Origin of the sequence: Burkholderia seminalis, from assembly GCF_001718535.1 — a bacterium.
GTDB lineage: Bacteria > Pseudomonadota > Gammaproteobacteria > Burkholderiales > Burkholderiaceae > Burkholderia > Burkholderia seminalis.
Window position 1 is genome coordinate 1,567,484 of sequence record NZ_CP013400.1, and the last position, 24,950, is coordinate 1,592,433.

Below are 24,950 nucleotides of genomic sequence, written 5' to 3' on the forward strand. Positions count from 1 at the left end.
GCCCCTTCTCATGGGAGACGACAATGTCCTGGTTCGTTTACGAAGTGCCCGAATATCACGAAGACGCTGCGCGCGTCGAGCCCTTCAGCGATCTGCGCAGCCGTGTGCTGGAAGTCGGTGGCTTCCCCATGGCGGACGAACTGGAAAGCGTGCGCGAGAACGCCGCGGCGACAGCGGACACGCCCGAGCGTCCCCTGCGGACGCCGGAAAATCCGCAGGTCTTTCCGATTCCCTACGCCGAATCCATGATCCTGGTCGGGTTCATCTTCGATCTGAAGCGCGAATTCCGGCAACTGGTCGTGTCGCCCGTCGAAATGCCCTGGCTGAAAGACGCGTAAAAGGCGGCCGGCGCGGAAACCGACGGGAGCGTCTTGTCTGCTCTGGCGCCCGGCCCGTCCGGATATCCAGCCAATGTTGCCGAATACCGCGCGTTGGGACGGGCGGCTTGCTCGTTGGCCTGAATCGACGCGCGATCGCGATGCCCGAAGACACCGGCGGAAGCGCCGGACGCGTACCCGAAATCAGTTCGACGATTGAGTGTGGCGACGACCGTTTGAATCCGCCCGGTACACCCGTCAAGGCTTCCGGTCGCTACTCGGGCAAGCGGCCATTACCTGTAGCACGAACCGTCGACGCGGTTGCCGGGGCAATGCCGCCGTGGGCGGTTTGTTAGCACCCCGAAGATCGGGCGCATGAACCGACGCGTCTATCGCGCGCGTGACGCAGCGCGTTCCGGTGTGTTCGACTACATCGAGCGCTTCCGCCATCCGCACCGTCGGCGCTCGACGCCGAACTTCGTCAGCCCGGCTCAGTTCGAGCGACGTATGACGGGCGAGTGAACCCGTCCGGGAGACCGGGGGAAGACCGCTTTCAGAAATCGACGACCGAAGCCCCGCTCACCTTCCCGTCGATGATGTCCTTGCCTTGCTGTCGTGCCGCACGCCTTGCCACTCCGAAATCGGAGAACGTGTGCGGCTGGTTCAGCCGGAAAACACGGCTTGCGGGGGAGCTTGCTATCGAGGACGGACGGCATATGCGCACCGCAATGTCATACCCTTCGGCATAACGCGAATGCCTGTCGAAGCGAATGAACGTGCGGGCGAAGACAAGAGGATGAAGTTCGTACCCCTTGTAGAGAAGAAGCGGATATGTCGGCATGTTGGTGACTCCACAAGGGGAGACCCACTATACACGGAACGGGTAGCGCAGGGTGACGCAGATTTTCGAAGCGCGCCGACTGCAGGTATCCGCGCTCGCCGCGCGATGGTCGCGCTCTGGCGTGCCCGTGACATCGAGCCGAAGCTGCCCGGTCGCCTCTCGACGTGATGAGAAAACATCGAGTCCGCACGCCTCGTCGCGGCCGAAATAAAACGGTTGCGCGCCCGGCGATACGCGTATGATGGGTTCATCCGGGCCGTATGCGCGAACCGCCGACTCCCCCCTCCAGCTTGGGCCTTGCCATGGCTTGGGCACCGTATTTCCCAATCTCTTCAACTCGTCGCGCCGTGCGGCAGCTGCACCGCACAGAACCGGTTCTTGTACCGCTTTTCGGAATCCACGTGTTCTCGCCGGGCATCAAGTCGAGATGCAAAACTTAATCAAAAGGCGGCGAACATGAACTGGTACTGCGATGTGGAACGCGAGCTGGTCCATATCAGGCGAGCCATCGGGCTGCTTGAACGAGCACAGCACGCCTTCATCAACAAATCGTCTGTAAGCGATCCTGCATATTGGCGAGTCAGGCTCGACAAACTCCGCAGGCAATCTGATCGAAACAAGGTCCTTGAACTCCAAGTGGACGAGCTGCTAGGGCGCCTCGCGGGAATTCAAGGGGCGCGCTGCGGCAAATAGGCCCCTGTTTCGTCACCCGCCGACTTCAAACTCGGGAGCAACATCATGATCGACGCCAGCCCAAGCAACACGTTTCGACATCTCCCACTCTCGCCGGAGCAGGACACGGAAATCCGGCACTATATCAAGCGGAAAAAGCAAAGGGGCGAGCAATGGGATACCCCCGAGCTGGCAATGATGCTCGGAGACATGCTTGCCCCTCCGCCAAGCGACGATGATGCGCCGGAGCGTACCGTCGAGGAAACGAAACTGGCCTGCGAGTTTGCATTGGCATCGATCGACGAAGCCATGGAATCCGTTTCCGCAAGCGAGGAACGGCTCGCCGCGGTGGAAGCCGAGGAAATGAAGCACCGGTGACAGCGGTTTGCCGGCGCTCACGCGCCGTGCCAGCGGCTGGTCGATCACTCGCTGCGGCCCGAAGGCAGGTATGCCTTGATCCACGACGCCACGAGCGACGATTCGTGAAATCGCCCGGGCGTCGCCCTCCGGTGCGCGACCGGCGACTTTTGACCCATTTCGTCATCCCGTCGAGCATGCGCGAGCTTGATCGATTCCAGTCGACCGCTCACATCCGCTTGTCCCCGCGCGTCAACACGGCACCCGCCCGCCAACGCCATTGCCCATCATCGTGCACCAGCGCTGGGTCTCTACCTGCGGCTGCGGATACGGCAATCCGGTCCGCGGATCGATCGAGTCGAGCGGATTCGGTCCCGGGGGATGGTTTGCCGCGTGCCTCGCGGCGGTCTCCGCCATCTGTTTCGCGGTCTCCGCACGTTGTCGAGCGAGGTCCGCCTTCTGCTCGGCATCCACTTTCTTCGTCATGGTCACCAGCCGTGCGAACTGCGGATCGCGAACATCCTGAAGCGGCGGGAAAGGCGGCGCAACCGGCATGAAGAGCACCGGACCGTCATATCTCGGCACCGCCAGTTTCGACGGCTTGCCGAAATCCGCGGCCATGCTGATCTCCCACATGCCGACGTTCATGCCGAGCGCATGCTCGTAGTGCCGGTTCACGTCCGCGATACCGAGCGGCCCGGACGGCGTGGGCAACGGCTGAAGAGCGGGCGGCAGCGTTTGCCGGGCGGCAGGATACATCGCGCGCACCCAGCTCACCGCGGCGACCGAGTATTGATAGAGCATCGCGTCGTACTTTTCCAGCACTTGCGCGTGACTATAGCCGCCGGGATTCTCGAACAACGGCTTGTACGCCGCGAGGCTATCGAGGTACCGCATGTTGTCGTTTCGCTGCTGGGCAACGAACTGCTGCTGAGGATCGGCCGGAGCGGACGAAGTCACGGCAGCGCATCCGGTGAGCAGGCTGGCGACGAATGCGACGCTCGCCGTCGTTCGTGGTGCCGACCAGGGTCGACGCAAGATATTGGGCATCGGGAACGCAGTGAAGAGTAGTGGAATTGTCGTGAACCGGCGATCTGCCGACACCGGCCGCCAGTCGCCACGCTCGCCCTATTCTGCCCCGCCCCCTCGCCGTTCCCGGTGGATTTGCGTCTCGTCCTGGTGGATTCCGGCCTCGGGATCGCGGGCGCATGGGCACCCGACGTTCGTCGAGCGGCACTGTCATTCCCGCGAACGGTCTGGCATCGAGCCCGAACCCGCGGCTTCCTCCGTCCGCAGGCGCCGTCGCATCCGCGGCGCGCCTCCCGCCGATGGCGTCAATCCATGCCTCCCGGCAACGCCGACAACGTCGGCGTCCATCCGCCATCCGCAGTAGAATCCGCGTGATCAGCACCGAACGGCTTGGCCGCGCATCCCGCGCGCCGTGCCGCCGACGATCACGGGAACCCATGATCCTCAGCCGCCGCCCCGGCGGATATCTGCGGCGCTTCATCGACTCGGTGTGGGCCTCGTATCCGCCGTTTCCGATCCGAAACGAACATTGCCGCGAGCGCGTGCTGCCGACCGGCGCGGTCCACCTTGCGATCCGGCTCGACGCGGATCCGTTGCGCCTCTTCGATCACGCCGCCGACCAGACCGGCCGAACGATCGGCGTCGCCGTGATCGGCGGCCCACGGGCGGCCCCGTATATCAAGGACGTCGCCGTTCCGGTACCGACCGTCGGCGCGCTGATTCGGCCGGGCGCGGTCCGGCTCGTCACCGGTGTACCGGCATCGGCTCTCTACGGCCTGCACCTGTCGCTCGACGATTTGTGGGGCGCCGCCGCTTTCGGCCTACGCGACCGGCTCGGCGAAATCGATTCCGCCGCTGCGCGGCTGGATCTCTGGGAAACGCTGTTGACGGCGCGGCTGCCGCGTGTGGCCGGCATCGACCCGGCCATCGCCGAATCGATCGCGCAATTGAATCGCGGCACGGAGGTACGTGCAATCGTGCAGCAGATCGGCTGCAGTCACCGTCACTTCGTCGCACGATTTCGCGACGCGGTCGGCATGCCGCCGAAACGCTACGGCCGCGTGCGCCGCTTCGGGCAGATGCTCGACGGGCTGTCGGCCGAACCGGCCGCCTCGTGGGCCGATGCCGCCGCGCTCGCAGGCTATGCCGATCAACCGCATTTCAATCGCGAATTCCTCGAATTCACCGGCTTGTCGCCGGAACAGTACCGGCGACGCGCGAGCGCGAACGGCTTTCACGTACCGCTCTGACGCGCTGCCGCCACGGCGGCGGTCAATTTTGTTCAAGACCGGGCGCGAAATGCCCGATAGGATCGGGCCACACTCTCGCCGTTGATCGGAGGGCACCATGGCGATTCACGAAGTCTTTCCGTATCTGCGCGCCAAACGCGCGGAGGACGCCATCGCGTTCTATGCGAAGGCATTCGGCGCGCGCGAAAAATTCCGTCTGGTCGAACCGTCGGGACGCATCGGTCACGCGGAATTGCAGCTCGGGCCGTGCACGCTGATGATCTCGGACGAGTTCCCGGAATACGATCTCTTCGCCCTCGACCCGGCGGGCAACGCGCCGATGGCGCTCCATCTTCATGTCGACGACGCCGACGCGACGATCGCCGCCGCCATCGCGGCCGGCGCCAGCCTGACACGCGCGATCCAGGATCAGTTCTACGGCGAGCGTTCCGGCCGGATCCGCGACCCGTTCGGTTACGACTGGTTGATCGGACAGACGATCGAAGCGGTCGAACCCGATGAAATGCAGCGGCGTTACACCGCGCTGCTGTCGGGCGATCAGTAGCAGGTTTGCGCCGCCCCCGCCCGACATTCGCGATGCACTGCCACCCCGACGACATCAGCCGGCTTTTCCTGTGCGTGCCGACGTTGCACTTGAACCGCCCTGCGCCGGCCGAATCGTTCCTGGCTGCTGCCGTCGATGCCGGCTACGAACTCGGGCATGTGCTGCGCGACTACCCGCGGGTTCGCTATCGGCCGCTCGACTTCCACTCCCTGTGCCAGCAAAGCCTGTCCGTGCTCGACGACACGCTGCTGGCCGACCTGACGGGCGACATGCCGCTCGGATGGCGCGGCGCGCACTGGGCAGCCCTGCTGATCGCGCTATCGGGTGACGCGCGCTATCTGCCGCATCTGGACGAAGCCAGGCGCCATCGCGGTGTCGAATGGGCAGCCGAGCTTGCCGAGGCCGCGTCGTGCCCCGATGCGCGATCGTCGGCCTTCCGTTGCTGCCGATCGATCGTGCAGTTGCGCAACCAGCTCGCCGCGTTGCCGCGCGTCACCGTCCGGCTGCGACGCGGACTCACGCCCGACGCGCTCGAAGCCCGGGCGAGCGCCGTGCGGGCCGCGTATCGGAATGGCGGCCTCGACACCGCGCTGGCGATGGCCCACCGTTAAGCGTTCGACGAACGATCACGCGCCCCCGGCTCGAACCGCCGGACGCCGCGACACACGTCCCGCTCCGGCCTGAATCCCCGCAGCCGCCCTCGCGATTCCATTCGATTTCGCAGAGGACCTTTCCTGTGCAACGCCTTAATCGACGGCCGCACGATCTCCAATAATGGCCGCTCGATCCGTCGGCCGGTACGCCGATGCGACCCGCCGGCCATCGCGCCGGATCAACGATAAAAACTCCTATGCACTCCTACCAGATGAACAAGCATGCCGGCGCATGCGTCGCGGGGACCGTCATTGCCGCCTGCCTGACCGGCATCGCACCGGGCATCGCGCACGCCCAGAGCAGCGTGACGCTCTACGGCCTGATCGATACGTCGATCACCTACGCGACCAACCAGCGCACGCAGGGTGCGGGATCGCCCGGCAGCGGCACCGTCGCGCTGACGAGCGGCGCACTGAACGCATCGCGCTGGGGGCTGCGCGGCCGCGAGGACCTCGGCGGCGGGATGGCCGCGGTCTTCGCGCTCGAGAACGGCTTCTCGGGCACGAACGGCAAGCTGTCGCAGAAAGGCGTCGACCTGTTCGGCCGTCAGGCCTGGGTCGGCGTGAGTTCGAAGACGGCCGGCACGTTCACCTTCGGCCGCCAGTACGACCTGATTCTCGACTTCGTGACGCCGCTCGGCGCGTCCGGCCCCGGCTGGGGCGGCAACCTCGCGGTCCACCCGTACGACAACGACGATTCGAACCGCAACATCCGCATCAACAACGCGGTGAAGTACACGAGCCCGACGTATCGCGGGCTGACGTTCGGCGCGATGTTCGGCTTCTCGAACACGGCCGGCCAGTTCTCCAACAACGCGGCATGGAGCGCGGGGGTGTCGTATGCGAACGGGCCGTTGAAGCTCGGCGCCGGCTACCTGAAGATCAGCCGCGACCGCAATGCGCCGAACCCGGACGGCGCACTGAGCACGGCCGACGGCTCGGCGACGATCACGGGCGGCAACCAGCAGATCTGGGCGATGGCCGGACGTTATGCGTTCGGGCCGCACTCGGTCGGCGCCGCGTGGTCGCACTCGACCACCGACGGCGTGACGGGCGTGCTTCAGGGCAGCAACATCGCACCGCTGAAGGGGGAATCGCTGGTGTTCGACAACTTCACGGTCGACGGCCGCTACTTCGTCACGCGTGCGCTGAGCGTCGCCGCCGCATACACGTATACGATGGGCCGCTTCGACACACGCACGGGCCAGACGCGCCCGAAATGGAACCAGGTCGTCGCTCAGGCCGACTATGCGCTGTCGAAGCGCACGGACGCCTATCTCGAAGGCGTCTACCAGAGCGTGAGCGGCGGTAACGGCAATCCGGCGTTCAATGCGACCGTCTGGACGCTGACGCCGTCGGCGAACAGCAACCAGGTGGTCGTCGCGCTGGGGCTGCGGCACAAGTTCTGACGAGGCGGCGGCGGACGGTATCCCGCACGCCCGATCGCCGTGAGCCGCGCGATCAGGCCGCACAAAAGCGCGACCTGATCGCTGTGGCTCGGCTCACCGCGCGCGGCGGGCGGGAACAGGAATGCCGCTCGACTGTCGCGTTTGCGCAAAAAATGCGAAGAAACTGGTCACGATGTGACATTTTTCCTAATCTGTTTGCAGCGACGCCGTATTTCGGCGTTCCGGCCGCAACACTCTTTCATCTGGCGCACCACCGGCTTACGAACCTGCATCACGTCGACGAAGCCGACCCTTTCGCGCCATGGCGGCCGTACAGCTGCGTGCAGCCCGCACGCGCCGCGCTTTCAACGCAGTCAACCGCTGGAGACGAACGATGAGCAAAATGAACCGATTTGCGGTCCTGTCAATTTTCGTACTGCTGGCGGGTTGCCACAACGCGGCGAAAACGCCCGAGAATGCCGGCGCGGCGCCCACGCCTTCGAGCGAAGCCGTCGCGACGGTGTCTGCCGACGAGCTCGACAATCCGAACGGCCCGCTTGCCAAGCGCAGCATCTACTTCGATTTCGACCAGTACACCGTGAAGCCCGAGTTCCAGTCGCTGCTGCAGGCGCACGCCGACTACCTGCGCAGCCATCCCGCGCGCCGCGTGCTGATCCAGGGCAACACCGACGAACGCGGCACGTCCGAATACAACCTCGCGCTCGGCCAGCGCCGGTCGCAGGCCGTGTTCAGCGCGCTCCAGACGCTCGGCGTCCCGGCCACGCAACTCGAGGCCGTCAGCCTCGGCAAGGAAAAGCCGGTCGCGCTCGGTCACGACGAGGATGCGTGGGCGCAGAACCGCCGCGCCGATCTCGTCTATCGTTGATCCGTTGATCCACCGCCGCGCGGGCGGCATTCGTGCCAAGGGAAGGCAACGCAGGCCGCCGGCCGCAGTCGCGGCCGCGCGGTGCCGTCCGGCTTGCCCGGCTCATGCGCGTCACCGCGCAGGCGCCCGTCGCGCGGCACGTCGCCTTCAACGCCGCCGTTCGAGCCGCCGGTGCAGCCAGTGCGACATCACCGCGGACGTCACGATCGCATCGAGCGTCGCGATCGCGTTGATGTCGCCCACCTTGTCGGCCTTGATCATCCAGGCCACGAGCAGGACATAACCGATCATCGCGCCGGCGCCCACGATCGTGCCCAGCAGCACGAACCAGCGCCGCCGGACCTGCGGGCCGATCGCGCCCATGATCCCGCCGGTCGCCATCGCCGGCAGGAAGTAGCCGAACACGAACGACGCGAAGAAAATCAGCGGCACCATGCCGGCGCTGACTGTCAGCACGTGCCATGACGGGCCGTCGATCAGCGACCATGCGATCAGCATCACCGCCGGCCAGACGAGCGACGCGACCAGCGGGCCGCCGATGGCAAACGATAGACAGCCGAGTACGGCACGGCGGGACAGGCGCGAGGAATGGCGCGGCGGGCGCTCGACGGTAGCACTCATGGTTCTTCTTGTAGTCGGAATCGGAATGGCGGCGTGCCGGAGTGTACCAAGGCGACGCCCGCCGCCGTCGATCCGGCCGCTTCGCGCAGGGCGATAGGCAAAAACCATGGAATAAACGCCCCGCCCGACGCGTTTCGTCATCGCGCAGACGCGCGGTTCATGCGAACCGGCCTGTCCGGCGGCCTGCGCGCTGCAAGGAGATCGCGATGAAATCGGCAACCTTGGCCGCGATGCTGATCGCGGCGCTGATGCTTGTCCTGTCGGCGGGATGTACGTCGTCGGGCAGCGGCGTGTCGCAAGGACCCGGCATGAGCCGCTATGGCGGCTCGGGAGGAAGCGGAGGCGGAGGCGGCGGCGGTTACTGAAACGCCGCCGGAAAAGGGGCGGGGCATCGCGCGCGAGCGCCGGAAACCGGCTGCCTCGCGCACGATGCCCCGCCCCGGGCACGACTTAACGCATCGCCTTCACGTCGGCCGGCGTGACGCTCGCGGGCTGGCCGCCCCACGTCGCGCGCAGGTAGTTCGCGAGCTGCGCGAGCTCGTCATCGCTGAGCGTACGCGCGAAGCCCGGCATCGCCTGCAGGTTTTCGAAGCCGGCGAACTTCTGCTCGTCGATGCCGTCGAGCATCGCGACCAGCAGGTTGCGCGGATCGCCCTGGCGCACCGTCGAGTTGCCGTTCATCGGCACCGCGACGTGCGGCTTGCCTTCGCCGTTGAAGCCGTGGCACCCCGCGCAGACCGCCAGATACACCGAGCGGCCCGCCGCGAGCTGCGCGGCATCGGCGGACACCGGCTTCACCGGTTGCGGCGCAGGCGGCGTATCGCCGAGCAGGTACACCGACAGCGCGCGCAGGTCGTCCTTCGTCATGTATTGCGTGCTCAGGTGCACGACCGGATACATCTCGCCGAACGCCGAGCCCTGCGGCGCGATGCCGACGCCGAAGAACGTCTGCAGGTCGGTGCCCGTCCAGCCGCGCGCGGCGAGGCCGGCCGGCGTGATGTCGGGCGCGGCCACGCGGCCGAGCGCCGCGCCGGCGAACGGCTTCGCACCGTCGAGCTGGCCCGTGAACGCACGCGGCGTATGGCATTCCGCGCAGTGGCCGAGCGCGCCCGCGAGATAGCGGCCGCGCTGCCAGTCGGCGGATTGCCCGACCGACGCGTCCGGCAGGCTGTCCTTCAGGAACACCATGTCCCAGAAGACCATGCCGAAGCGCAGGTTGTACGGGAACTTCAGGTCGTGCGCGCGGTTTTCCTGCGCGACGGGCTTGACCGTCATCAGGTACGCGTACATCGCATCGGCGTCGGCGCGCGTGAGCTGCCGGTACGACGTGTACGGCATCGACGGATACAGGCGCTTGCCGGGCGCCTTGCCGTCGTGCAGCGCGGCGTAGAAATCGTCCGCGCTCCAGCTGCCGATCCCTTGATCCTTGTCGGGCGTGATGTTCGAGCCGTAGAACGTGCCGAACGGCGATTCGAGCGCCGCGCCGCCGGCGAACGGCGCGCCGTCCTTCGCGGTGTGGCACGCCGCGCAGTCGGCGGCCTTGACGAGATAGCGGCCGCGCGCGACCTGGTCGGCGCCGGGCGCGCCGGTAGCCGCGCTCGGGACCGGCGTGTCGTGGCCGCCGCACGCCGCGAGCAGCAGCGCGCAGGCCGCCGCGAGCGCGGGCAGGCCCGCGGCCCTCGCGACACGAAAAGCGAATGTGCGTTTCATGCGGCGTCCTTCACGAGTCCCGGCGTCGTCAGCACCACGTCCTTGACGGCTTCGTAGTAACGGACATAGCCCGTGCAGCGGCAGATGTGCGCGTCGAGCGCCTCGGTGATCGTGCGCTCGACGTCGGCCTTCGCGATCGGCTCGCGCTTCAGGCGTTCGATCAGCACGGTCGCCGCGTTGACGAAGCCCGGCGTGCAGTAGCCGCACTGGAAGCTGAAGTGCTCCAGGAATTTCTGCTGGACCGGCGACAGCTCGACCACTTCGCCGGCTTCGTTGCGCTTCGCGTGGCCTTCGATCGTGCGGATCGAACGGCCGTGGAAGAAGTGCGCGCCGGTGATGCAGGTGCGCATCTCCTCGCTGGTGCCGTCCGGCTTGTCGACGATCACGACGCATGCGTGGCAAATGCCCTGCCCGCAGCCGAGCCGCGAACCGGTCAGACCCGCGTACTCGTGCAGGAACTCGATCATCATCAGCCCTTCCGGCACCTGCATCGGGCCGACGGACTTGCCGTTGATATTGACCGACAGCGGCTTCTGCTGGAACCGGACGAGCGGCCGCTCGACGGCGGCCGGCGCAGCCGGTGCGGAAGCGCCGGTCGCAGCCGCGCCGGCGCTCGCGGCCGAAGCCGCGGTTTGGGCGGTCGTCATGCGAGCACCTCCTGAATCTTTTGCGGGGTCACCGGCAGGTCGGTGAAACGATGGCCGATCGCGTGCGCGATGCCGTTCACGATCGCGCCGACGACGGGAATCATCACCACTTCCGCGACGCCCTTCGGCGGATCGGTCTCCGACAACGGCGGCAGCACGTCGCCCGTTTGCGTCCACACGGCGACGTCCGACGCGCGCGGCAACCGATAGCGGTTGAAGTTCCACGTGCCGTTGCCGGGGCCGTCCTCGTAGAGCGGCAGGTACTCGTGCAGCGCATGGCCGATGCCCATCGCAAGGCCGCCCTGCAACTGGCCCGACACGAGCTGCGGCGAGATCTGGTTGCCGCATTCCATGATCGAGTGGTGCGTGAGCAGCTCGACCTTGCCGGTCGCTTCATGCACGGCCAGCTCGACGAGCGTGCCGACCGCCGTGTAGTACGTGACCGCCGCGTTGTTGCGGCTCGTCGGCGGGATGAACACGCGCTTGCGGTCCAGCACGCGATAACCGTTCGCCGTCGGCGCCAGCGTGCCGTGCATCGCGGTCGCGCCGGCCGGCGCGGCGGTCCCCGGCACCGGGCCGCTGTCGGCGCCCGTCTTCGGCGCGCCGACACGCAGCGACAGCCCGTCGATCGGCAGACGTTCAACCGTGCCGCCCACTTCGAACTCGGCGTCGGTCCACTGCCAGCGGTTGAACACGTGCACGACGGCGCCGGTCGGCAGGCCGAGCGCATGCGCCTGCTTCGCGAGCTGTTCGAACGTCAGCGGCTCGAGGCCGTCGGCGGTCAGCTTGCCGTCGACCCAGCGCGCGTCCTCGATACGAATCGTGTACGGCGCGGCCTGGCCGCCGCCGAGGCCGCGCGTCCAGATCGACATCGCGGCCGGCCACAGGCCGTAGCGGAACACCGCACGTGCGGCTTCGCGCGTGCTGTGCGTGAAGTAGTACGCCGAGTTCGTCGCGCTCGATGGCGACGCGTAGCCCGGCGACCAGCGCGGGTTCGCGCTCAGGCGATCCTGGTCGGCCTGCGACATCAGGTACGGATCGCCGCTCGTCTCGACCGGCAGGTCCGGCCATTCGGTCACGGCCACACGCACGTCCGTCGCCGGACGACCGAGCCATTTCGCGACCGCGACGGCCTGCGACGTCGACATCCCGGTGCCGATCTCGGCTGCCGTGTGCTGCAGCGACACCTTGCCGTTCTCGTCGAACTCGACCTTCGCGAACGACGCTTCCGCGCCCGTGCCGAAATCCTTCTGCACGCATGCGAAGCCGACGCCGTAGCGCTGGCCCGGGTGCGCCGCCTCGAATTCGGCCTTGCGCGCGACGCGACGCGTCCACAGCGGATGCTGCCTCGCGCGCTCCAGCACCTCGTCGACGCGCAGCGCGCCGGCGGGAATCGCCCCCTGCGTGTTCTTCATCCCCGAACGCAGCGCGTTGCGCAGACGAAAATCGATCGGATCGATGTTCAGCTGCGCGGCGATCTCGTCGACGGCCATCTCGGTCGCGGCCATGCTCTGCAGCGTGCCGTAGCCGCGTGCGGAGCCGGCGTCGATCGCGCGCGACGCGATCGCGACGGCGGCGAGGTCGCTCTTCGGGAAGTAGTAGATCGATTGCGCGGCCGTGGCGCCGACCATCGCGACCGACGGCGAGAAGTTCGAGCGCCCGCCGCCGTTCGCCTCGAAGTCGCCCTTGAACGACTGCAGCAGGCCCGTGTTGCGGTCGACCGCGATCCGGTAGCGCATCTTGAACGCGTGACGCTTCAGCGACGTCTGGAACTGCTCGTAGCGATCGTTCGCGAAACGCACCGGACGCCCGTCCGCGTACAGCGCGCAGACAAGGCCGTAGAACGGCACGTTGAAGTGATCCTTCGAGCCGTAGCCGACCGTGTAGCACGGATGCACGAACAGCTTCTTCACCGGGAAGCGGCATTTCGCGACCATCGCGGCCGCGTTCTCCGACACTTCGAGCGGCGACTGCGTCGGCACGACGAGGTGCAGCGCCTGCGTCGCAGCGTCGTACCAGCAGTTCGCGTTGTCGGGTTCGAGCGCGGCCGTGTCGACCGACTGCGTGTTGTATTCGCGCTCGAACACGAGCCAGTCGGCCGACGGATGGTCGAGCTCGTCGGCGATCTGCCCGGCCAGGAACATGCCCTGCTCGTCGAGCTTGCCGTGCTCCTTGCCGTCCGGCCACACCGGCAGGTGCTTGCGCATCATGCTCGGGAAGATCGGCGCGTCCTTCAGGCTCGAATAGACATCGTCGTCATAGGCCGTCTTGCCGCCCACGCGCACGTAGCGGAAGGTCCCCCACGGGTCGCGCTCGAGCGGGCCCGTGACCGCGCCGTAGCGGATCACGTCGTCGCGGAACTTGAGCGCGTTCTTCGCGAAACGGAAGCGCGCGAAGTCGTGATAGATGAGGATCGCGACCGCATGACCGAGGTACGCGGGCGTCTTGCCGGCCGGCAACAGCATGTCGTCGCCGTAGAACGCCGGGAACGCGACGCCGTCGCGCGCGAGATCGTCGGCCGTGACCACGCGGTCCGGCTTCAGGTCGTCGCCGAGCAGCGACAGGTCGAAACCCTCGTACGCACGGTCGGCCTGCGTGACGCGCAGGATCAGCGCATGCGACTGCTGCTGCGGCCAGTGCGGCATGTCGGCGGCGCGCACGTCGCGGGCGAACACTTTCGCGCCCGTGACCTTCGCGATGCCGTCGATGCGGAATTGGGGGATGCCGGTGACGCTATCCCATTTGACAGGGGTGAGGAGTTTTTCTTCGAAGAGCGCCGCGAATGCGCGGCTGCCGAGGGGCGCGACATACACCGCGACGCCCGCCAGCACGCTGGCTTTCAGAAAACCCCGCCGTGACAGGCCGTGGTTTTTCATTGGGGGGAACCTCCTGATGCGGCTCGGACGGCGATCGGGTGTCGCGACGTTCGGAGCGGCGCGCATTCTGGCATTGTTTTAGATATATCGCCTATAGTATTTCCCGCATGAAATACTTATTGAATTTCTTATAACGGGATTCAGCCGGGCTGTGGCGGGCGGTCGCGGCGCACATTCGTCCGCGTCGACCGCGGGTTCGCTCCGGCCCCGGCCATCCTGGCGGCATGCGGCAAGCATGCGCGATGCATCGTTCCGCTCGCAGCGATGCGGCCCGCGCGCCGGCGAATGCGCAAGACTTTCGCAGGCAGCGCTGACGCCCCACCTCCGACGCGGTGCGCGGTGCTGCCGGCCGGCCCGCATCGCGCATTTTTCATGGTAATGTCGTGCGCATCCGGCACCGGCCGGTGCTTCCGCCACGTGCCGTGCGGGCACCGCCAGCCATCGCGACATCGTGTCGAGGTAAAAAGACCATGGCAGTCAGGACATCCCTCCTGAACTCCGTTCTCGCCACTCCTCCCTCCGGCAACCACCGCGTGACGGCCGCGCTGCGCCCGTCGATGCTCGTGACGTTGTTCGAGGACGTGCGCCCGATGGCGCTGTCCGGGCTCGCGAGCAGCTTCGTCGCGGCCGTCGCCCTGCTTCGGCTGCAGCAGCTCTGGTGCGTCGCCTGGCTCGTCGCCGACTTCGGCCTGCTCATCGCGCGGCTCGCGATCGCACGCGCGTACGCCGTGCGGCGCGATGCCGGCGACGACCGCGCCGAATACTGGGCGATGCGCTACGCGCCCGTCTCGCTCGTCGCGTGCTTCGTGCTCGGCCTCGGCGTGATGGGCTGCGTGCAGGCCGTCGACGTCGAGCTCGGCACGCTGTCGGTGATGGTCGCCGGCGGCGTGTTCGGCGGGATTGCGTCGCGCAATTCGGCGCTGCCGCGGCTCGCGATGACGCAGGTCACGCTCGGCGTGCTGCCGATCGGCGTCGGCGCCCTGCTCGCCCACCGGTCGGGCGCCTGGCTGCTGGTGCCGCCGCTCGTGATCTACCTCGCCGCGATGCGCACGGTCGTCCAGCGACACTACCGCGTGCTCGTCGCGCTGATCGCCGCACGCCAGCGCAACGCCGAACTCGTCGCGCGCTTCGACGCCGCGCTCACCTATATGCCGCACGGCCTGTGCATGATCGACGGCGACAGCCGCGTGATCGTCGCGAACCGGCGCACCGCGCAGCTGTTCGGATCGCCGCGCGAGATCATGCTCGATGCGCCGTTGCCCGACGTCGTTGCCGCGCTCGGCGCGAACGCCGTGGCCGATTCCGGCGCCGGCCTCGCCGCGCAGTGCAACGCGTGGCTGCGCCGCGCCGAACCGGAGCCGTTCGACATCGCGCTGGCCGACGGCCGCCAGCTCGAACTGACGCGCCATCGCGTGCCGGACGGCAATGCGGTGATCATCGTGGAGGATGTCACCGCGCGCCGCCAGACCGAACAACATATCCGCCACCTCGCGCGGCACGATGCGCTGACGGGTTTGCCGAACCGCCACGAACTGCATGCGGAGCTCACGCGACGGCTCGCACGCCGGCCGCGCCTGCCGGGCCCTGCCTTCGCCGTCATGTATCTCGATCTCGACGGCTTCAAGGCGATCAACGACCGCTTCGGCCACCAGGCCGGCGACGAAGTGCTCACGCAGGTCGCCGAGCGGCTCGGCAAGACGCTGCCGCCTGGCGAGCTCGCGGCGCGCATCGGCGGCGACGAGTTCATCGTCGCGATCGACGACACGACGATGCAGGCGTGCTCGGTCCTCGCCGCGCGCATCATCCGGCAGGTCTCGGCGCCGTACGCGCTGTCGATCGGCGAGACCGTCTGCATCGGCATCAGCATCGGCATCGCGCTCGACGACGGCCACGGCTCGCCCGACGAACTGATCCGGCAGGCCGACAGCGCGCTGTACGACGCGAAGTCCGCCGGCAAGGGCATCTACTGCTTCTACTCGAGCGGCAGCCGCCGCGTGGTGCCGGCCGCCGCGAGCTGACCGGGCAGCGCCTCACCGTTCTTTCCCTGCCCGTCGTATCGTCCCGATGAGTCAATTCCGAAACGCATGACGGGTTCGCGCGTGACATCGCGCATTCGCGTGTCACGTGACATGTTCCGTAACATCGCCGCTTGCCGCGCATCACGTTGACGGCAGAAGCCGGCACGTTCGACGCAGTGCAAGGCTTTTCATGGTTGGCACCCTTATTGCTCCCTGTCAGGGAAACAGGTTGTCAGGGAGACCCAACATGAATACCGTCGAAGTCCTCAGCCGCAGCGAAACCATCGACGAACTGGATGTGATCGACGGCGCATCGCTGATCCGCCGGCTCGTGTCCGAGCGCCGCATGCCGGCCGCGCGCGAAGCCGCCTGCGTCGACAATCCGCCGCTGACGCTGTACGGCGCGTTTCGCCAGGGCATCGCCGATCACGGCACGCGACGCGCGAATCCGTATCGCGCCGGCAGCCGTTTCTGGGCACTGTGGGAAGAAGGACGTCTCGAAGCTGAAACATCGGGCCGGTAAGCCGGTCGCCCGCGCCGGCCCCTGTCGCGACAAGGGACCGGCGCGAAATTCGATGCCCGGATGCAGCCCGCCACGCGCCGCATGCATTCAACGCTGCAACATCCGCGCGATCTCGCGTTGCCGTTCTCGTCGATCGAAATGAACCTGTCGCGGTTGACGAAGCAACGAGGTCGCTTCGCCCGCTCGAACGCCCGCGAGGCGTGCCGGCTTATTTCGACGCGACGCCCGTAAAAGGCCGCGGCACCCTGCCCGCGTCCTGACGATCGATCATCCAGCCCGGATAGGCGGGCGGCAACGCACTCACGGCGTCCAGGCCGGCCAGTTCATCCTCGGTCAGGACGACGTCGACCGCGCCGAGATTGTCTTCGAGCTGCTCGATCCGTTTGGCGCCGACGATGACGCTCGTGACATGCGGCTTCGCCAGCAACCAGGCCAGCGCGATCCGCGCGACCGAGACCCCGTGCGCGTCGGCGATCGAGCGCATCGCGGCAACGCACGGCCACGCGCGCTCGAGGTCGACCGGCGGAAAGTCGAAATGACTGCGTCGCGAGCCGTCCTCGGCGGACGCACCGGGACCGAACTTCCCCGACAGCAACCCGCCGGCAAGCGGCGACCAGACCAGCAACCCCATCTGCTCGTCGATCGCGAGCGGCACCAATTCGCGCTCCACGTCGCGTCCGGCGATGGAATAGTAGGCCTGCAGCGTCTCGAAGCGCGTCGCATGGAGCCCCTGGCTCAGGCCAAGCGCCTTGCCGATTTTTCCCGCGCGCCAGTTGGAGACACCGACATGGCGAACCAGTCCCTGGCGCGTCAGATCGTCGAGCGCGCGCAACGTCTCCTCGACCGGCGTGACGGAATCGCTGGCGTGTATCTGGTAAAGATCGATGTGGTCGACCTGGAGGCGTTCCAGGCTGCGCTGCACGGCGTCCATGATGTGGCCGCGCGACGCGCCCTGGTCGTTGGGCTTCGGGCCCATCGCGCCGGCCGTCTTGGTCGCCAGCACGATCTCGTTGCGCGGGACGCCGATGTCCCGCAGCGCCTGTCCGACGAGGCGTTCGGACTGGCCGAACGAGTAGACGTCGGCGGTATCGATGAAGTTGATTCCCGCGTCCAGCCCGCGGGCAATCAGCCGGGTCGCGTCGCGTTGATCCAGTGCGCCGATCGCCGCCCACATGCCGGCATCCGCATTGCCGCCCAGCGTCATCGTGCCGAGACACAGCTCCGAGACATACAGGCCGGTGCGGCCCAGTCGCTTGTATTTCATGGTCGTTTTCCTTCAGGATCGGCTGAAAAAACGCGGCGGCGTCCTGCCGGACGCACCGCGCATGCAAGGACTTCGGATGACTCAGCGCTGCCCGGTCCGAAACCGTCCGGCGATCGTCGCGACGCGCGCGCCGTAGCGGCGGGCGGTCTCGAGATCCCCCGGCGACATCTCGTCGGGCGACGCGTCGGCCGGCGTCTGCGCCATCGGCGCGATATAGGAGCCCATGCGGTTCAGGTCGTCACGTGCCGATGCCTTCAGGTTCGCCGGCTTGATGTCCATGCTCACCCAGATGCCGCCGTGCTGCCCGGCCAGCAGAACGAAGTATTCGAGCGTATTGAGCTTGTCGCCGTTGATGCTCGCGCTGTTGGTGAAGCCGCCGAAGATCTTGTCGCGCCACGCGCCGTCGAACCAGGCCTTCGACGACGCATCGGCGAACTTCTTGAACTGCCAGCTGGGGCCGCCCATGTAGGTCGGCGAGCCGAACAGGATCGCGTCGGCGCCGGCCAGCGTGTCCCACGCGTCCTCCGCGATGTTGCCGTCGGCGTCGATCGCGACGAGTACGGCACCGGCGCCCTCGGCGACCGCCGCGGCCAGCCGTCGAGTATGGCCATAGCCGGAGTGGTAGACCACGGCCGTCCTGGCCGGAGAAACGTGTTGCGTCATGGTGGTGCCCTTCCATCGAGGTCGTCGTCGGGTGACGACGTCGGAAAGCACTCTACTGAGTCGCAACTGAGTTATAAATGATGGCCGATTGAACGTTCTGTTACTCCGTGAGTGAACAATGCAAAACCTCGATGCGCTGTTGATCTTTGCGCGTGTCGCCGAAATGACGAGCTTCACGCGGGCGGCCGAAAGTCTCGGCATCCAGAAAGGCCGTGTCTCGATGGTGATCCGTCAACTCGAGCGCGACGTCGGCGTGGCGCTGCTGCATCGAACCACGCGCAGCGTCCAGCTGACCGACGACGGCCGCGCGTTCTATTCGCGCGCACGGGACCTGCTGGCCGACGTCCAGGAGCTGCAATCGATGTTCGCCGCCGACGGCGCCCGCCTGCGGGGAAGGTTGCGCGTCGACATGCCGACCGAGCTGGCGCGCAGCGTCGTGGTTCCCGCGCTCCCGCAACTGATGGCGGCACACCCGGAGCTGGAACTGGAGCTGTCGAGCACCGATCGGCGCGTCGATCTCGTGCAGGAAGGATTCGATTGCGTGATCCGCCTGGGTCCGATCGTCGACGAGACGCTGATCGCCCGTCCGTTGGGCCGGCTGCGCATGATCAATGCGGCAAGTCCCGGTTATCTGGCGCGGTATGGCGTACCGCATACGCTCGACGACCTGCTCCGCGACGGCCACCGGATGGTCCAGTACTCGCTGACGCTCGGCGCCCGGCATGCCGGCTGGGAATATCCGAGCGGCGACGGTTATGCGACGCTTGCGCTGCCGAGCGCGATGCAGGTCAACAACGTGCAGACCTATCATGCGGCCGGGCTTGCCGGCATCGGGTTGATCCAGGCCGGTTATTCAGGGGTCGCGACTCACGTCGCCAGCGGCGCGCTGGTGGAAGTGCTGCCCGACCTGCGGCCGGAACCGCTCGCCGCGTCGCTCGTCGTGGCCCATCGGCGCAATCTGTCGCCGCGCGTCCGGGCGTTCATGGATTGGATCGAACGGGTACTGGCGCCGTATTTCGATTGAGGGCACGTGGAGGTTCGGCGCGGCACACCGCCGTTTCCCGATAAGATGGCAGATTCCGTTCATCGAACGAAGCTGCCATGACCGCCTCCTCTTCACACCGCAATCCCATTCACTGCGAAATCGATCTCGACGCGCAAGGCAAGCACGCGGGCTACCTGCGGCTGCCGCATTCCGTGCACCGCTCGGCATACGGCTGGCTGCCGATCCCGATCGCGTCGATCCGCAACGGCGACGGCCCGGTCGCGCTCGTGATGGCCGGCAACCACGGCGATGAATACGAAGGCCAGATCATCGTGTCGCAACTGATGCGCGAGATCGAACCCGAGATGGTGAGCGGGCAACTGATCCTGCTGCCGATGGCGAATTTCCCGGCGGCCGATGCCGGCCTGCGCGTGTCGCCGCTCGACGAAGGCAACCTGAACCGCAGCTTCCCCGGCGACCCGACCGGCACGCCGACGCAGATGATCGCCCACTACATCGAGCATGCGCTGCTGTCGCGCGCGCAGTACCTGGTCGACCTGCATTCGGGCGGCAGCTCGCTGCTGTACCAGGGCGGCAACATGCTCGCGATCGATCCGCTCGACGCCGACGAGGCCGCGAAGCTCAACGGGCTGCTGGTCGCGTTCGGGTTGCAGAATGCGCTGCTGCATGCGCCGAATCCCGTGCATTCGGCGTCGGCCGCGCGCCGGCAAGGCGCGATCTCGATCGTGACCGAACTCGGCGGCGCCGGCATGGCCGATCCGTCGCTGATCCGGCTCGGCCGCCACGGGCTGCTGCATTACCTCGGTTATATCGGCCTGCTGCACGGCGCGCTCGTGCCCGACGCGCCGCCGACCGTCACGCGCTTCATGCGTGTCGACGGCGATCGTCATTTCGTCTATGCGTACGAGCGCGGGCTGTATGAGCCGCTCGTCGAACTCGGCGACCAGGTGAAGGCCGGGCAGCCGGCGGCATGGGTGCATTTCCCCGATACGCCGTTGCGCGAACCGGTGCTGCACCGGTTCAAGGGCGATGGCGAGGTGGTGTGCAAGCGCGTGCCCGCGCAGGTGCAGCGGGGGGATTGCATGTTTCAGCTGGCGGAGTTGTCGACGCCGCCGCGTGTCGTCGAGTGATCGACGCGACGGGCGCCCGGGGAAGTCGCGGATACCGGATGGCCTGCCCGCGACACGCGCCGCGAATGCGGGCGGTTGCCGCCCGGTGCAAAACGATGCGGCGCCGATGCATGGCCGTCAGGCGAGCGTTTGCGCGAACGACTTCAGGTACTTCATGCCCGTGTCGCACATGATCGTCACGATCGTGGCGTCGGGGCCGAGCCGTTCGGCAACGCGCAATGCGCCGGTTACGTTGGCGCCGGTCGACGTACCGCAGAACAGCCCCTCCTCGGCGGCCAGCCGGAACGCCATCGCTTTCGCGTCCTCCGTGGACACCCGCTCGAGTTCGTCGGCGATGCCGTCGCGCCAAAGCGGCACGACATAACCCGCGCCGATCCCGTCGATCTTGTGCGCCCCGGTCGCCCCGCCCAACAGCACCGCGGATTCGGCCGGCTCCACGCCGGCGATCCGAATGCGTGCATCGTGTTCGCGCAAGCGCCGCGAAATCCCGCGCAGCGACGCAGCCGTACCGACACTCTGGACGAAGCCGTCGAGACGCCCGCCGGTCTGTTCCCAGATCTCGTCGGCCATCTTCGTAGAGGCATTGAGCTGATCGGTATTTTCCATCTGCGCAGTGATGTATGCGCCCGTCTCGCCGGCAATTCGATGCGCTTCGCGAATCATGTCCTTCGTCAACTTCTCGGTTTGCCTGCCGTTGTCGCTGGGAACGAGCGTCAGCTTCGCGCCGAGCAGACGCATGTGATCCAGTTTCTCCCTCGAGAACGCGTCCGATGACACCAGATGGAGCGGATGCCGCTTGACGGCGCACACCAGCGCAAGCGATACGCCCGTGCTGCCGCCGGTGTATTCGACCACCGCGCCGCCAGGCTTCAAGCGCCCATCGCGTTCGGGCGCTTCGATCATCTCGAGCGCGATCCGGTCCTTCATGCTGCCGGTCGGATTCTGACTTTCCAGCTTGACGAAAAGGCGCGCGCCGTTCTTTGGAACAACGTTGCGCAACGGGACGAGTGACGTGTTGCCAATCGTGTCGAGGAGATTGCTCGGCGTCGATTTCATGGTGACCTCTGAAAGAAGCGAACGGGTAAAACGCAAACAGGCGGCGGTTAGCTCGCGTGTCCGAGCAACACCACGGCGAACGTGAGCGTCGCCGCGAAGCCGGCAAGGAAAGCGATCGTGCGCACGACAGGAATGCCTGCGGCGTAGACAACGTAATGAATCAGCCGAGCGCCCAGATAGAGCCTGGCCGAGAACACCGTCGCCGGGCTGCTCGCCCCCGTCATCGCGCACATCAGCACGAGCGGGGCGAACACGGCGAGATTCTCGATCGCGTTCGCATGCGCGCGCCGTGCACGTTCTGCCCACGGCGGACCGGGCGGAGCGGACGGGTCGGGATTGTTCAAGGCCGCCATCAGGCCATGCGTCGCGATTCTGGCCAGCATGTAGGGGATCCACATCAGCAGCGTCGCGATCGCAGTAAGCGTCAGCAGGTGGAGTTCGGGCGAGCGTGTCATCGGATGGGCCCTGTCGGACTGAAGGTGCAGGACAGATCTGCGGTTGCCGGAAATGCTTCGCAGTCTAGACGCGCGACGAGGCCCTCGCCATAGTCATAAATGACATTAATAGCGACAATCGCGACATCCCATCGATATGGAATTCACCCGTCTTTTTGATCGGGACGATGCATCGGCGAAACGTCGCGCAAACGGCCACGCGTCGCCCATCGGATTCATTCAGGCCGTACGCGACACCAGCTTGCCCGGGACCGGGCCCAGTGCGACATGACCGCGCAGGATGTATTCAGGATTGCTTTCGAGATTGATCCAGCCTTCGTCGACGCCTCACGGTCAACGACCCAGCCGGCTGTTGGCCCGGAGCTCCCGCACCCCACGGCCGAGCCTGCGGCGCAACAACGCCCGCAACGTCGCCGCATCCGCATAGCCGACCTCGCTTGCGATCCTTTCCAGGTCGTAACCCATCGACACGAGATTCTGCGCCCGTTCGATCCGGAGATCCTGGAAAAACGCCAGGGGCGACTTCCCGAGTACCGCCTCGGTACGGCGCTGCAACGTGCGCGGCCCGACGGCCAGGGCGGCGGCGGCCGTCTGAAGCGAAAAACCCACGGAAAGATTCTCGCGAGCCCATCGCTCGAATCGAGCGACCAGCGGATCCGCGTGCGCAAGGTAATCCGGAATGACGTATTCGGCCTGTGACGAACGCTTGTCGATCAGCATGAAACGCGCAACGAGCGTGGCCAGTTCGGGACTCGCTTGACGCAGCAACCAGAGCGCAAGGTCGAGATGCCCCATTGCCGACCCTGCCGTCACCAGACGATCCGCAGCGACGACCATGCGCGAATCGTTCAGGTCCACGGCCGGATAACGTTGACGAAAGAACGGCGAGAGCGACCAGGTGGTGGTCGCCTCGCGATGATCCAGAAGCCCGGCTTCCGCCAGCACGAACGTACCGATGCAAGCGGCGGCGACGCCGACGCCATCGGCATGCCACGCCCGAAGGTGCGCCATTGCATCGCGCACATCCGGACGCTCCAGTGCCTCGATCAGGCGCTCCGGCTGTCTGATGCCAGGCGCGGGCACGACCACCCAGTCGACGTGGCGTACGCTGCTTGCCGGCTCCGCCAGCATGGACAGTCCGTGCGCGGTCCGGACGCGTCTGCGTACGCCCACTACCCCGACGTCGAAGGGCGGCACGGCAAAGCCCCGGGCAGCAGCCAGTTCATTGGCCATCGCGAAGGTATCCAGCAGCACCGTAAGGCCGGTGTCGAATAGCCCCTCAAGGGCCAGAATGGATAATCTCATGTCGTAAACACATCCATTAATGTCATTTACGACTATAGCCCGCTTCCCGGGGAAAACCTAGACTGCACAGCATTGCAGCGAAGATTCCAGCTGCCTGGCAAAGGGGAAAAGCATGAGCGGTTCGGAACCTGTCGGCCTCGACCATCCCGTCTGGTTGGCCCTCACGACGAAGCAGGCGCACCTCGGACAAGGTGACGCGCTCGCGCGTCGATACCATCCCGATGTGGCGCCTTTTGCCGCGCTGGCCGCCGAAACGCCCGCCGCATACCGGGCGCTCCAAGCCCTCTTACGGCCTCGCGAGCAACTCGCCTTGCTATCCGTCGAACCGATTGGCCCGGTCGACGGACTTCAAACAGAGCAGGCGGGCGTGATCCATCAAATGGTCGCCTCGCCTCTCGATGCGGGAAGGAGCGATAACGAGGCAATCGTTCGGTTAGGCGCCGCCGACGCGAACGATATGCTCGAACTGGCCCGGAGAACCAAGCCGGGACCTTTCGGCAAGCGGACCGTCGCAACGGGCAATTACATCGGCATTCGCGAACGGGGGCGTCTTGTTGCGATGGCCGGCGAACGCATGCGCATCGACGGATACGTCGAGATCAGCGCCGTTTGCGTGGATGACGCGCATCGAGGCAACGGACTCGCCGGGCGGCTCGTGAACGTCTTGCGACGGGAAATCGGGCAGCGCGGCGAAACACCGTTTCTGCACGTATTCAGCGACAACGTTTCCGCGATTCGGCTGTATGAGGGCCTGGGGTTCCAATTACGTCGCACGTTTCATCTCAACCGCATCGGACAGGCTCACGCCGATTCGGTTGCGGCTCTCTAACCTTGCTTGCTGGAAAACACTCGACATGTCCAAAACCATTCTGATCACCGGCGCCAGCAGCGGCTTCGGCCGCGATACGGCGGAGACGCTCTCGGCGGCCGGGCACCGCGTATTCGCGTCGATGCGCGACATCGCCGGCCGCAATCGGCCGCATGCCGACGCCCTTCGGGCAACAGGCGTGCACGTCGTCGAACTCGACGTGACGGACGACGCGTCCGTCGAGCGCGCCGTCGCTTCCGTGCTGGACGATGCCGGGCATCTCGACGTCCTGGTCAACAACGCCGGGATCGGATCGGCGGGTATTTCCGAGGCGTTCACGACGAAGCAGGTACAGGCACTCTTCGACGTGAATGTATTCGGCATCCAGCGAACGTCGCGGGCAGTACTTCCGACTTTCAGGAAACAGGGCGAAGGCCTGATCGTGAACATCGGCTCGATACTCGGCCGCGTGACGTTTCCGTTCTTCGGTCTCTATGGCGCATCGAAGTTCGCGCTTGAAGCGCTGACCGACAGCTATCGTTACGAGTTGTCGACGTTGGGCATCGACGTCGTTCTCGTTCAACCCAGCAACTATCCGACGAATATCTTCGCGAGCGCGCAACGGCCCTCCGACGCCGCGCGCGCCCCCGGCTACGGTGAAGTCGGTGCGATTCCGGACAAGATGGTGGAGACCCTGATGACGCTGTTCGCGAGCGACGACGCGCCGAATCCGCACGACGTCGCCGAAGCGATCGTGCAGTTGGTCGAACAAGCAAACGGTACGCGCCCACCGCGTTGGGTCGTCGGACAGTCATTCGGTACGGACGCCCTCAATGCCCAATCGGCCTCGATTCAGGCGCAGGTGCTCGACGGCCTCGGACTGGCGCACCTCGCCGAGCCGAAAAGACGATCCGCGGCGGCTTGAGGGTGC

The 24,950-nt window shown here is 66.4% G+C and carries 26 protein-coding genes; 15 read left to right on the forward strand and 11 right to left on the reverse strand.

Annotated elements, in window-relative coordinates:
• Positions 1–23 precede the first annotated feature (23 nt).
• Together WJ12_RS27715 and WJ12_RS36120 are read left to right on the forward strand one after the other, a co-directional pair.
• On the forward strand, positions 24–338 hold the full coding sequence (locus WJ12_RS27715) for a hypothetical protein (protein ID WP_034191355.1): 315 nt from the start codon (positions 24–26) through the stop codon (positions 336–338).
• Between the two features lie 354 nt (positions 339–692).
• Complete coding sequence (locus tag WJ12_RS36120; RefSeq protein WP_156444724.1) at positions 693–839, forward strand: hypothetical protein; 147 nt, start codon at positions 693–695, stop codon at positions 837–839.
• Between the two features lie 31 nt (positions 840–870).
• On the opposite strand, the gene WJ12_RS35365 is transcribed toward WJ12_RS36120, so the two are convergent.
• Positions 871–1,158 (reverse strand): hypothetical protein, encoded by a 288-nt coding sequence (locus WJ12_RS35365; RefSeq protein WP_080288006.1) that lies wholly within the window; start codon positions 1,156–1,158, stop codon positions 871–873.
• Positions 1,159–1,896: 738 nt separating this feature from the next.
• Here WJ12_RS35365 and WJ12_RS27720 point away from each other — a divergent pair.
• A complete protein-coding gene (locus WJ12_RS27720) occupies positions 1,897–2,208 on the forward strand; it encodes a hypothetical protein (RefSeq protein ID WP_034191353.1) in 312 nt (103 codons plus the stop codon).
• A 231-nt stretch (positions 2,209–2,439) separates the two neighbouring features.
• On the opposite strand, the gene WJ12_RS27725 is transcribed toward WJ12_RS27720, so the two are convergent.
• The gene (locus WJ12_RS27725) at positions 2,440–3,237 is read right to left on the reverse strand and encodes a hypothetical protein (protein WP_226103905.1); all 798 of its coding nucleotides are present in this window, start codon (positions 3,235–3,237) and stop codon (positions 2,440–2,442) included.
• 158 nt (positions 3,238–3,395) lie between these two features.
• Between WJ12_RS27725 and WJ12_RS27730 the strand changes: the two genes are divergently transcribed.
• The 5 genes from WJ12_RS27730 to pal all read left to right on the forward strand — a co-directional run bounded on the left by WJ12_RS27730 (position 3,396) and on the right by pal (position 7,937).
• Positions 3,396–4,466 carry an AraC family transcriptional regulator gene (locus WJ12_RS27730; protein WP_226103904.1) on the forward strand — a complete coding sequence of 357 codons (1,071 nt, stop codon included), beginning with the start codon at positions 3,396–3,398 and terminating at the stop codon, positions 4,464–4,466.
• 97 nt (positions 4,467–4,563) lie between these two features.
• Positions 4,564–5,010: a VOC family protein gene (locus tag WJ12_RS27735; RefSeq protein WP_049031807.1), complete on the forward strand. Its 447-nt coding sequence runs from the start codon at positions 4,564–4,566 to the stop codon at positions 5,008–5,010.
• A gap of 32 nt (positions 5,011–5,042) precedes the next feature.
• Positions 5,043–5,621, forward strand: a complete 579-nt coding sequence (locus tag WJ12_RS27740; protein ID WP_059556553.1) for a hypothetical protein — start codon at positions 5,043–5,045, stop codon at positions 5,619–5,621.
• 239 nt (positions 5,622–5,860) lie between these two features.
• On the forward strand, positions 5,861–7,072 hold the full coding sequence (locus WJ12_RS27745; protein WP_082744611.1) for a porin: 1,212 nt from the start codon (positions 5,861–5,863) through the stop codon (positions 7,070–7,072).
• 373 nt (positions 7,073–7,445) lie between these two features.
• Complete coding sequence (gene pal / locus WJ12_RS27750) at positions 7,446–7,937, forward strand: peptidoglycan-associated lipoprotein Pal (RefSeq protein ID WP_034191351.1); 492 nt, start codon at positions 7,446–7,448, stop codon at positions 7,935–7,937.
• A 147-nt stretch (positions 7,938–8,084) separates the two neighbouring features.
• Here pal and WJ12_RS27755 read toward each other — a convergent pair whose 3' ends face one another.
• Positions 8,085–8,558: a hypothetical protein gene (locus WJ12_RS27755; protein ID WP_034191350.1), complete on the reverse strand. Its 474-nt coding sequence runs from the start codon at positions 8,556–8,558 to the stop codon at positions 8,085–8,087.
• Positions 8,559–8,764: 206 nt separating this feature from the next.
• On the opposite strand from WJ12_RS27755, the gene WJ12_RS36515 reads away from it, so the two are divergent.
• Positions 8,765–8,923 carry a hypothetical protein gene (locus WJ12_RS36515; protein ID WP_167361899.1) on the forward strand — a complete coding sequence of 53 codons (159 nt, stop codon included), beginning with the start codon at positions 8,765–8,767 and terminating at the stop codon, positions 8,921–8,923.
• Between the two features lie 85 nt (positions 8,924–9,008).
• On the opposite strand, the gene WJ12_RS27760 is transcribed toward WJ12_RS36515, so the two are convergent.
• Genes WJ12_RS27760 through WJ12_RS27770 form a run of 3 tightly spaced genes read right to left on the reverse strand, consistent with a single transcriptional unit; the run spans position 9,009 to position 13,791 of the window.
• Positions 9,009–10,268: a cytochrome c gene (locus WJ12_RS27760; RefSeq protein ID WP_059556554.1), complete on the reverse strand. Its 1,260-nt coding sequence runs from the start codon at positions 10,266–10,268 to the stop codon at positions 9,009–9,011.
• On the reverse strand, positions 10,265–10,915 hold the full coding sequence (locus tag WJ12_RS27765) for a (2Fe-2S)-binding protein (protein WP_059556555.1): 651 nt from the start codon (positions 10,913–10,915) through the stop codon (positions 10,265–10,267). The genes WJ12_RS27760 and WJ12_RS27765 overlap by 4 nt, the downstream gene beginning before the upstream one ends.
• Positions 10,912–13,791, reverse strand: a complete 2,880-nt coding sequence (locus WJ12_RS27770; protein ID WP_059556556.1) for a xanthine dehydrogenase family protein molybdopterin-binding subunit — start codon at positions 13,789–13,791, stop codon at positions 10,912–10,914. The genes WJ12_RS27765 and WJ12_RS27770 overlap by 4 nt, the downstream gene beginning before the upstream one ends.
• 470 nt (positions 13,792–14,261) lie before the next feature.
• On the opposite strand from WJ12_RS27770, the gene WJ12_RS27775 reads away from it, so the two are divergent.
• Together WJ12_RS27775 and WJ12_RS27780 are read left to right on the forward strand one after the other, a co-directional pair.
• Positions 14,262–15,809: a sensor domain-containing diguanylate cyclase gene (locus WJ12_RS27775; protein ID WP_034191345.1), complete on the forward strand. Its 1,548-nt coding sequence runs from the start codon at positions 14,262–14,264 to the stop codon at positions 15,807–15,809.
• 247 nt (positions 15,810–16,056) lie between these two features.
• Positions 16,057–16,332: a hypothetical protein gene (locus tag WJ12_RS27780; RefSeq protein WP_034191344.1), complete on the forward strand. Its 276-nt coding sequence runs from the start codon at positions 16,057–16,059 to the stop codon at positions 16,330–16,332.
• A gap of 208 nt (positions 16,333–16,540) precedes the next feature.
• Here the strand turns inward: WJ12_RS27780 and WJ12_RS27785 are convergent, their stop codons facing one another.
• A complete protein-coding gene (locus tag WJ12_RS27785) occupies positions 16,541–17,596 on the reverse strand; it encodes an aldo/keto reductase (protein WP_059556557.1) in 1,056 nt (351 codons plus the stop codon).
• Positions 17,597–17,677: 81 nt separating this feature from the next.
• On the reverse strand, positions 17,678–18,259 hold the full coding sequence (locus WJ12_RS27790) for a flavodoxin family protein (RefSeq protein ID WP_034191342.1): 582 nt from the start codon (positions 18,257–18,259) through the stop codon (positions 17,678–17,680).
• Positions 18,260–18,377: 118 nt separating this feature from the next.
• Between WJ12_RS27790 and WJ12_RS27795 the strand changes: the two genes are divergently transcribed.
• Together WJ12_RS27795 and WJ12_RS27800 are read left to right on the forward strand one after the other, a co-directional pair.
• Positions 18,378–19,283 (forward strand): LysR family transcriptional regulator, encoded by a 906-nt coding sequence (locus WJ12_RS27795; protein ID WP_034191341.1) that lies wholly within the window; start codon positions 18,378–18,380, stop codon positions 19,281–19,283.
• A 77-nt stretch (positions 19,284–19,360) separates the two neighbouring features.
• A complete protein-coding gene (locus WJ12_RS27800; protein ID WP_034191340.1) occupies positions 19,361–20,395 on the forward strand; it encodes a succinylglutamate desuccinylase/aspartoacylase family protein in 1,035 nt (344 codons plus the stop codon).
• Positions 20,396–20,512: 117 nt separating this feature from the next.
• On the opposite strand, the gene WJ12_RS27805 is transcribed toward WJ12_RS27800, so the two are convergent.
• From WJ12_RS27805 to WJ12_RS27815, 3 genes are all read right to left on the reverse strand, one after another.
• The gene (locus WJ12_RS27805; RefSeq protein ID WP_069245936.1) at positions 20,513–21,451 is read right to left on the reverse strand and encodes a PLP-dependent cysteine synthase family protein; all 939 of its coding nucleotides are present in this window, start codon (positions 21,449–21,451) and stop codon (positions 20,513–20,515) included.
• 47 nt (positions 21,452–21,498) lie between these two features.
• Complete coding sequence (locus tag WJ12_RS27810; RefSeq protein ID WP_049030608.1) at positions 21,499–21,906, reverse strand: MAPEG family protein; 408 nt, start codon at positions 21,904–21,906, stop codon at positions 21,499–21,501.
• 333 nt (positions 21,907–22,239) lie between these two features.
• Positions 22,240–23,211, reverse strand: a complete 972-nt coding sequence (locus WJ12_RS27815) for a GlxA family transcriptional regulator (RefSeq protein ID WP_059556559.1) — start codon at positions 23,209–23,211, stop codon at positions 22,240–22,242.
• Positions 23,212–23,323: 112 nt separating this feature from the next.
• Between WJ12_RS27815 and WJ12_RS27820 the strand changes: the two genes are divergently transcribed.
• Both WJ12_RS27820 and WJ12_RS27825 read left to right on the forward strand, forming a co-directional pair.
• A complete protein-coding gene (locus tag WJ12_RS27820) occupies positions 23,324–24,040 on the forward strand; it encodes a GNAT family N-acetyltransferase (protein WP_049030610.1) in 717 nt (238 codons plus the stop codon).
• Between the two features lie 25 nt (positions 24,041–24,065).
• The gene (locus WJ12_RS27825; RefSeq protein ID WP_185732937.1) at positions 24,066–24,944 is read left to right on the forward strand and encodes an SDR family oxidoreductase; all 879 of its coding nucleotides are present in this window, start codon (positions 24,066–24,068) and stop codon (positions 24,942–24,944) included.
• The last annotated feature ends 6 nt before the right edge of the window (positions 24,945–24,950 follow it).